Genomic DNA, 3,865 nt, shown 5'->3' on the forward strand with positions numbered 1-3,865 from the left:
CGCGGCCATGACCCTGGGCGCGGTCCGCATGTACGCCGAAACCGCCTCCCGGCCCCAATACGCCCCCACCCGGGCCTTCTACCTGGCCCGGGGGTATCGAGAGGAGGCCGTGCTCAACGGATTCTACGCCGATGACGACGACAAGGTGGTCTACCGCAAGGATTTGATTTTGTGACTGAATCTTCATTGCGAAGTTCATTTGGGCCTTGCCCTTTGAGACGACATCGTCGTTGACTTTCCACATCCGATCATTATACCCGCTTCCTTCTTCTTGACCCTCGGAAATCGAAATTTTCAATCCTTATGGAGAAACCCATGTTCGGCGCGACAATCAGTCGTTTTTTTGGCTTGTTCAAGGCAAAGACCTTATTTCTTTGTCTTGGCTTCATTCTTTTCTCGATTCTCCCGGCCGTGGCCGAACAGCTTGAGCCTGACAAATTCTTTTCCTCGACCACCATTGCCCTGCCAGACGGCACCATTCTTGAGCGGTCGATCATCGCCGGGCCTCCCCACCCTCCCATCGGATTTGAACGCCGAACCTTGAGGGCCCTGCCCGAGCCCAATCCAAGCGCCGGAGTGAACGTCATCTCCGACGTTCCCGCCTATACCTGGTGCTTTGGGTGTTCGGCCACGTCGGCGGCCATGATCGCCGGATACTACGACCGCAACGGCTACCCGAACATGTACGCGGGGCCGTCCAACGGAGGCGTGGCCCCACTGAACAACGACGAGTTCTGGACGACATGGGTCGACGGTTGCTTGGAACCCAGGAATCGATGTCCCTTGAGCGCCACCCAGATGGGCCTCGACGGCCGGGCCACCCGGGGCCATGTGGACGACTACTGGATCTGCTACGGAAATCCCGGGCCTGACCCCTTTGTCGTCAATGGCTGGACCGAGCACGTCAAGGGCGACTGCACGGCCGACTTCATGGGCACGAATCAAGCATCAAGCCCCATTGAGAACTCCGATGGAGCGACCACATTTTGGAACTATAATGACGGCCGTCCCCTTACCGCCCAGCAACTTTTCGATTCAGGACCAGACGACTATGAACGCAGTGGTCTGTGCGGCATCGTCGAGTTCTACGAATCCCGCGGCTACAGCGTGACCCAGGCCTACAACCAATACATCCACCCGTACGGAAGCAACACCCAGGGCTTCACCTTCGCCCAGTTCAAGGCCGAGATCGACGCCGGGCGCCCGGTCATGTTTCATGTTACAGGGCACACCATGGTCGGCGTCGGGTACGACGACTCCACCAGCACCATCTACCTCCACGACACCTGGGACCACAGCCAGCATGCCATGACCTGGGGCGGTTCCTATTCAGGAATGACCCAATACGCCGTGACCATTGTCGTTTTGGACTCCCCGCCGCCTCCATCCCCGACAAAATCCTTGCCTTGGCTGAACATCCTGCTCCTGGATTGACGGTTCCAGTCTGACAATCCTCGCCCGGCAAAAATCGGCCCTCGGCCGTGACCGAGGGTTCTTTTCGCCGGATCGATGATTCCAGAGTCCGCCGCGTGGCCGAGCGTTGCGGGCTCTCTTTCCTTTTGGTACGGTTCTTTCATGGCTTGGCCGGGAGGCAATTCGTGCCTCCGAGACCGCGAACCGCCACGCCCCATCGGAGACCTTCCATGGCCATCGACGACTTCTACAGGGCCCTGACCTTTGATACGTCCATGCAGATGCTTCAGCAGGACATGCTGACCAATGCCTACTTTTACGGCTCTCCAGTGGGGGCCAATCTCCGGGCCATGATCCTCGGTCGGCAACCGGTCCAGCCCCTGACCAACCCCTTTGACGAGGCCATCACCGGCCGCCTGCGCTCCGACAGCGCCGTGATTCGCCAAAACGCCCGCAACGTGACCGAGGCCTCCTCCATGATGGGCGTGGCCAAGGAGGCCGTGGCTACCATCAAGAGCACCCTGAAGGAAATGGAGAGTCTGGCCAAGGCCGTCAAGGAGGGCGATCTGACCTACAGTGCGGGCGTGGCCGCCGAGTACAATGCCCTGCGGGACAAGATCACCGCCATCATCGAGGACACCGAGTACAACGGCATCGCCCTGCTGGACGGCGGCCGGTGGGGCACCGACCAGATCGACGCCCAGGGCAACGTGTTCGTCCAGGCCTTTCTGAACGGCGGCTTCAACACGACCTTCCGGGCCCTGGACGAAGTGGCCTGGAGCGATCTCAAGGGAGGGGACCTCGACCCGGCCGACAGCGCGAAACTCCAGGCCCAGATCGACACGCTCTCCGGCTTCGTCGGCGACATGGGCACCGTGGAAGACATCTACTCCAACCGACAGTCCGGTCTGGAAAGCCAGGGAACGGCCCTGCGGGCCCAGGCCGAACTTCTGGATCAGGCCGTGGAGGCCAGGCGCCACACGCCCGCCCTGTCCCTGGAGGAGATCATCCTCCGTCTCCTGTTCGGCTCTTCAGGAAGCCTGTTGAACCAGACCGGCTGAGGGCCGAAGGAGGCCCTGCCGTTCCGCCCCGCCCATGGATGCCCCCGGCTTCGACCCAATCCACATCCGCCGTGTCCAGGCCGGCGATCGAGAGGCCTTCGCTCCCATCGTCGAGGCCTTCGGGCCGGCCATTCATGCCTTCATCTCCCGTCTGATCCCCGACCGGGAAACCGCCCGGGACCTGACCCAGGAAACATTCCTCCGGGCCTTTGTCGGCATCGTCCGCTTCGACCCGACCAAACCCCTGGCCCCCTGGCTCCACCGCATTGCCCTCAATCTGGTTCGGGACCGGGCCCGATCAGCCCGAATTCGACCCGAGGCCCAAACCGGCCCGGACGCCGTCCCTGACATCGAGGACACGCGGGCCTCCGACCCGGCCGACGATCTCAGCGAGCGCCAGGACCGCCAGGCCATCCGAGCCGCCATGGGGCGTCTGCCCGCCGAATATCGGGAGGCCGTGGCCCTGCGTTTCTTTCAGGACCTGTCCTTTGCCCAGGTCGCGGCCGTGCTTGACACCTCCGAGGCCGCGGCCAAGATGCGGGTCTACCGGGGTCTGGAACGCCTCCAGAACATCCTGGGCACACGCGGCAACCAAACGCCCAAATTTTGATTCCGCCTGTTACTTTTTCCTGTTTCGTCCGTATTACGGGGTAAGGACCAAACTCATGACCTCCAGACCATCTCCAAACGACCTGCCCGAACACCTCCGGCCCCTGGCCGAGCGTCTGGGCCGAATGCCCGCGCCTTTCCCGTACGACGACGGACTGAACGCCGAGATCATGGCCCAGGTCCGGACCATCCACCTCAAGGCCGAGCCCACGGGCCTGGCCCTGGGGTGGACGACCCTTGGCCTCGGCCTGTTCTTCACCAGCATCACGGCCTCCATCATGCTCGGAGCGGCCCTGTCCCCGGCCCTGGACCGGGCCACGGTACTAAACCTGACCCTCATCCTGTCCCCGGCGTTGCCGGCCGGGGTGGCCTCGTCCCTGCTGGGCATATCCCTCGTCCGTGGCGTCCTGACCCCTCCGAACCTGCCGCCAAGAGCCATTCCGCCCCTGGCCATGTTCGCCGCCGTCCTGGCCATGGGCCTGACCAGCCCCGTCCTCGGTCCCCTGGCCTCCATCGCCGTGGCCATGGGCCTGGCCGGGGTGATCGGCTGGGGCATTCTGGCCCTGGCCTCCACCTTCCACCCCAGCAAGGATCTTCGCCATGTCCATGCCAACCTCGCCCTCTAACCGGCATGCCTTCGGCTTCACCATGATCGAGATCATCTCGGTCCTGGTCCTGCTGGGTATTCTGGCCGCCGTGGCCGTGATCCGTTCCGGAGGACCGGACACCACCGTCCGGGCCAACGCCGACATCCTCTCCTCCCATCTGCGCTACGCCCAGAG

At 63.0% G+C, this 3,865-nt stretch carries 5 protein-coding genes; all 5 read left to right on the forward strand.

Annotated features, from left to right (window positions below):
• Positions 1-303: 303 nt before the first annotated feature.
• On the forward strand, positions 304-1,434 hold the full coding sequence (locus tag EOM25_12895) for a hypothetical protein (GenBank protein ID NCC26071.1): 1,131 nt from the start codon (positions 304-306) through the stop codon (positions 1,432-1,434).
• 209 nt (positions 1,435-1,643) lie between these two features.
• Complete coding sequence (locus tag EOM25_12900; GenBank protein NCC26072.1) at positions 1,644-2,474, forward strand: hypothetical protein; 831 nt, start codon at positions 1,644-1,646, stop codon at positions 2,472-2,474.
• Positions 2,475-2,508: 34 nt separating this feature from the next.
• Positions 2,509-3,084 carry a sigma-70 family RNA polymerase sigma factor gene (locus EOM25_12905; protein ID NCC26073.1) on the forward strand — a complete coding sequence of 192 codons (576 nt, stop codon included), beginning with the start codon at positions 2,509-2,511 and terminating at the stop codon, positions 3,082-3,084.
• Positions 3,085-3,139: 55 nt separating this feature from the next.
• Complete coding sequence (locus tag EOM25_12910) at positions 3,140-3,709, forward strand: hypothetical protein (protein ID NCC26074.1); 570 nt, start codon at positions 3,140-3,142, stop codon at positions 3,707-3,709.
• Positions 3,690-3,865, forward strand: a 176-nt coding sequence (locus EOM25_12915; protein NCC26075.1) for a prepilin-type N-terminal cleavage/methylation domain-containing protein, incomplete at its 3' end; no start/stop codon positions are given. The genes EOM25_12910 and EOM25_12915, both read left to right, overlap by 20 nt.

Source organism: Deltaproteobacteria bacterium, from assembly GCA_009929795.1.
Lineage (GTDB): Bacteria > Desulfobacterota > Desulfovibrionia > Desulfovibrionales > Desulfomicrobiaceae > RZZR01.

Excerpts from the sequence above, each read along its gene's own strand:
- EOM25_12910 (NCC26074.1), top strand. The coding sequence starts at position 3,140 with ATGACCTCCAGACCATCTCCAAACGACCTGCCCGAACACCTCCGGCCC.
- EOM25_12905 (NCC26073.1), top strand. The coding sequence starts at position 2,509 with ATGGATGCCCCCGGCTTCGACCCAATCCACATCCGCCGTGTCCAGGCC.
- EOM25_12895 (NCC26071.1), top strand. The coding sequence starts at position 304 with ATGGAGAAACCCATGTTCGGCGCGACAATCAGTCGTTTTTTTGGCTTG.
- EOM25_12900 (NCC26072.1), top strand. The coding sequence starts at position 1,644 with ATGGCCATCGACGACTTCTACAGGGCCCTGACCTTTGATACGTCCATG.